Origin of the sequence: Acidovorax sp. HMWF029 (genome assembly GCF_003060895.1) — a bacterium.
Taxonomy (GTDB): Bacteria; Pseudomonadota; Gammaproteobacteria; order Burkholderiales; family Burkholderiaceae_C; genus Acidovorax.
Map to the genome: position 1 here is coordinate 2905 of NZ_QAIH01000242.1, position 3922 is coordinate 6826.

6 protein-coding genes are annotated in these 3922 nt (G+C 69.6%); 5 read left to right on the top strand and 1 reads right to left on the bottom strand.

The genetic code is table 11. The features are described 5' to 3' along the window. Positions 1 to 99: 99 nt before the first annotated feature. Positions 100 to 555 carry a type II secretion system protein N gene (locus tag DBR12_RS17845; RefSeq protein WP_108618491.1) on the bottom strand — a complete coding sequence of 152 codons (456 nt, stop codon included), beginning with the start codon at positions 553 to 555 and terminating at the stop codon, positions 100 to 102. A 48-nt stretch (positions 556 to 603) separates the two neighbouring features. On the opposite strand from DBR12_RS17845, the gene gspG reads away from it, so the two are divergent. The 5 genes from gspG to gspK are packed head-to-tail and all read left to right on the top strand — an operon-like array spanning position 604 to position 3737. Continuing rightward, positions 604 to 1068 (top strand): type II secretion system major pseudopilin GspG, encoded by a 465-nt coding sequence (gene gspG / locus DBR12_RS17850; RefSeq protein ID WP_369861654.1) that lies wholly within the window; start codon positions 604 to 606, stop codon positions 1066 to 1068. A gap of 29 nt (positions 1069 to 1097) precedes the next feature. Then, a complete protein-coding gene (locus DBR12_RS17855) occupies positions 1098 to 1529 on the top strand; it encodes a prepilin-type N-terminal cleavage/methylation domain-containing protein (protein ID WP_108618493.1) in 432 nt (143 codons plus the stop codon). Further along, complete coding sequence (gene gspI, locus DBR12_RS17860) at positions 1526 to 1906, top strand: type II secretion system minor pseudopilin GspI (RefSeq protein ID WP_108618494.1); 381 nt, start codon at positions 1526 to 1528, stop codon at positions 1904 to 1906. The genes DBR12_RS17855 and gspI overlap by 4 nt, the downstream gene beginning before the upstream one ends. Continuing rightward, a complete protein-coding gene (locus DBR12_RS17865; RefSeq protein WP_199226719.1) occupies positions 1906 to 2724 on the top strand; it encodes a type II secretion system protein J in 819 nt (272 codons plus the stop codon). The genes gspI and DBR12_RS17865 overlap by 1 nt, the downstream gene beginning before the upstream one ends. After that, entirely contained in the window at positions 2721 to 3737 is a 1017-nt protein-coding gene (gene gspK / locus DBR12_RS17870) for a type II secretion system minor pseudopilin GspK (RefSeq protein WP_108618496.1), read from the top strand. Before DBR12_RS17865 ends, gspK begins: the two co-directional genes overlap by 4 nt. The last annotated feature ends 185 nt before the right edge of the window (positions 3738 to 3922 follow it).

A 3922-nucleotide genomic window follows, 5' to 3' on the forward strand; every position in this document is an offset into this window, starting at 1 on the left:
GGGGTGATGCCCCGCTCGGAAGATTGGCCTGTGGCGGCGCCGGGCTGGGGCGAATGGGAAGTGCGGGATCTGGACTGAAACTAGGCCTTGGAGGCGGGCTCAGTTCTTGAGCGGCATGTCCAGCGTCAGCGTGGCGGGCCCACCCATCTGGCCGCCCAGCTGGGCCTGCCGGGGGCCCAGGGCTTGCAGCACCAACCCCTCATCCACCGCAGCCCCCACACGGAAGGGCTTGGCCGGTTTGCCATCCACCGCGATCAGTGCGGCCCCGCCGCCGCTGCTGCGCCCCGATAGCACACCGATCAGTGTGAAGCGGCTGGCCGCTGAAGCCACCGGCGCCACGGGCGCGGCGCCCGGCACCGACGGCTGAGCGCCCAGCAAACGTGCCAGGGCCTGGGCGTCAGGCACCACGGGGACCGGTGCCACTGCCGGGCCCACCGCCGAAGCGGAAGGCGCCGACAAACGCAGCCCCCAGAACACCACGCTGGCACCCGCCACGGCCCAGAGCACCAGCGAGCCCAGACGGACGCCCCATTTGCTGTACGAATTGGTCACCATGCGGCGATTATGATTCACGCGATTCGACCATCCGAGAGACCACCAGCAGTGAACACTTCTTTCTCCCTCCTCGTGCGCACCGCCCCGCGCCGTGTTGCCAAGACCGTGGCCCGTGGTTTCACCCTCATCGAACTGATGGTGGTGCTGGTGATCATCGGCGTGCTGGCCGCGCTGATCGTGCCCAACGTGCTGGAACGCGCCGACGATGCCCGCGTGACGGCCGCCCGCACCGACATCACCAACATCATGCAGGCGCTCAAGCTCTACCGCCTGGACAATCAGCGCTACCCCACGGCCGAGCAGGGCCTGCAGTCCCTGGTCATCAAGCCCAGCGCCGCCCCGGTGCCCGGCAATTGGAAGCTGTACCTGGAAAAACTGCCCAACGACCCCTGGGGCCGTCCCTACCAGTACCTGAACCCCGGCATCAAGGGCGAGATCGACGTGATGTCGTTCGGCGCCGACGGCCAATCGGGCGGCGAAGGCAAGGACGCAGACATCGGCAGCTGGCAATAGCCCCCCAGGCTCCCCCAAAAAAAGTGTTTATGAACCGCTCACGCGGCTTCACCCTGCTAGAGCTTCTGGTGGTCCTAAGCATCGTCGCCCTGGCCACCGCCGGTGCGGGCTTGGCCATGCGCGACAGCGGACAGACACAGCTGGAGCGCGAGGCCGCACGGCTGGCGGCGCTGCTCGAGTCCGCGCGTGCGCAGTCGCGGGCCGGTGGCCTGCCCGTGCGCTGGCGCGCCGTGCCCCAGGGGTTCCGGTTTGAAGGCCTGCCGCCCAGCGCTCAGGCAGCGCTGCCCAACCAGTGGCTGGACAACGGCACCACCGTGCGCGGCCCGGCCGTGCTGCAGCTGGGGCCCGAGCCCCTCATTGGCCCGCAGCAGGTGCTGATCACCCACCAGGCGCACCCCGAGCGGGTCTTGCGCATCGCCACCGATGGCGTGCGCCCGTTTTCTGTGGACGCGGTGCAGTGAAAACAAACCTCGCCGCGCCAGCGGCAAAGCAACACGGTTTCACGCTGGTGGAGGTGCTCGTGGCGCTGGCCATTGTGGCCATTGCGCTCATGGCGGGGCTGCAAGCCACGTCGGCGCTCACGCGCAATGCTCTGCGGCAATCCGACATCGTGCTGGCCCAGCTCTGTGCCGAAAACGAGCTGGTCCGCGCCCGGCTCTCGCGCCAGATGCCCAGCGTGGGCGACAGCACCCAGCCCTGCGAGCAGGCCGGGCGCCAGCTGCAGGTGGTGACCGTCGTGCGCCCCACACCGAACCCGAGTTTTAGGCGCATCGACGCGCAGGTGCTGGATGGCGACAACTCCATTCTGCGCATCTCCACCATCATTGGAAGGTATTGATGGAACACCCCCCTGAGGCCCTGCGGGCCTTCCCCCCGCTCTCGCATTGCTGCGCAATGCGGGCAGGGGGACGCCGCCAGCGCGGCGGGGCGGCCCTTGCGCGGCGGCTGCTGACCTGGGCCGCGCCAGTTGCGCAGGCCGCGCGCTGGCGCCCCACCTGTGAGGTCACAGGCCAACGCGGCTTCACCCTGGTCGAGCTGCTGCTGGCAATTGCGGTGATGAGCCTGCTGGCCATCCTGAGCTGGCGCGGGCTTGATGGCATGGTGCGGGCGCAGGAGATCACGCGCCAGCGGGCCGATGAGATGCTGGTGCTGCAGGCCGCTCTGGGCCAGTGGGGCACCGACCTCGATGCGCTGATGCCGATTGCCAACACCACGCCGCTGGACTGGGACGGCCAGGTGCTGCGCCTGACGCGCCGCAGCAGTGCCGTGCCCGACGAGGGCGCGCTGGTGGTGGCCTGGACCCGCCGCAATACCAACCCGGGCGGCCAGTGGCTGCGCTGGCAGTCGCCCCCGGTGCGCACCCGCGCGGACTGGCAGCAGGCCTGGCAGCAGGCAGCCCAATGGGCGCGCACACCGGGCGATGCAGAGCGGCGCTACGAAGTGGCGCTGCTGCCACTCGAAAGCTGGCAAATCTTCTATTACCGGGGCGGTGCGTGGTCCAACCCGCTGTCCAGCACCGGCACCACGCCGGGCGACAGCTCGGCTGCGGTCCCTGACGGCGTGCGCCTGCAGATCACGCTGCCGCCCGGCCAGGCGCTGGCGGGCCAACTCACGCGCGACTGGGTCAACCCGGTGCTGGGGGGAGGCAGGTCATGAGTTCCCTCTGGAACCGCTGCACACCGAACCACCAGCGGCGCAGGCACGGCGCGCGCGGTGCCGCCCTGCTCGCTGCCATGCTCACCGTCACCCTGGTCGCCACCTTTGCCGCTGCCGCCATGTGGCAGCAGTGGCGCGCGGTGGAGGTCGAGACGGCCGAGCGGGGCCGGGTGCAGTCCACCTGGATCCTGATCGGCGCACTCGACTGGTCGCGCCTCATCCTGCGCGAAGACGGGCGCTCGGGGGGTGCCGACCACCTGGCCGAGCCCTGGGCCGTGCCGCTGGAGGAAGCCCGGCTGTCCACCTTCCTGGCCGCCGAAAACAATGTGAGCCAGGTCGATGACGCGAGCACCGACACCACCGAGGCCTTCCTGTCGGGCCAGATCACCGACATGCAGGGTCGCCTCAACATCACCAACCTGGCCGAAGGTGGGCAGGTGCAGGCCGTGGCTCTGCGGCAGTTCACCCGCCTGTTCGAACGCCTGGGCCTGCCCCCGCAGCAGCTCACGCGGCTGCTGGATGGGCTGCGCCGGGCGCAGGCGGGCGTGGGCAGCGATGGCAATACCGCACCGCTGCTGCCCCCCACCATCAGCCAGCTGACATGGCTGGGCCTGAGCCCGGCCACCGTGGCCACACTGGCCCCCCATGTCACCCTGCTGCCGGTGCGCACGCCAGTCAACCTGAACACCGCCGGCATCGACGTGCTGATGGCCGCCATCGACGGGATGGACAGCGCCACCGCGCAGAAGATGGTGCAGGCGCGCGAGGCCCGGCATTTCCGCACCCTCAGCGAGGTGCGCGACTTGGTGGGCGCGAGCATCGACATCAACGAAAGCGCCCACGCCGTGGCCTCGTCCTACTTTGAAGTGCGGGGCCGCCTGCGCTTGGGCGATGCGATGGTGGACGAGCGCTCGCTGGTACGCAAACAGGGCATCGACGTGACCACGCTGTGGCGCGAGCGGGGCGCTTTTGACCGCGAAAACGCCCTGGCCATGGCGCCGCCGCCGCGATGAGCTGCAGCACATTGGCGACACCCGCGCAGCGACTGGCTGCCAGTGTCAAGTCCGCCCCCTAAAATGGCCCGCAAAACCTGCCCATGAGCACCCTCATCCTTTTCCTGCCGCCGGTCCGTCCGGGCCCCACCACCGAGTACAGCTACACGCTGACGGCAGACGGCCACACCGCCCTTCGCCACGCC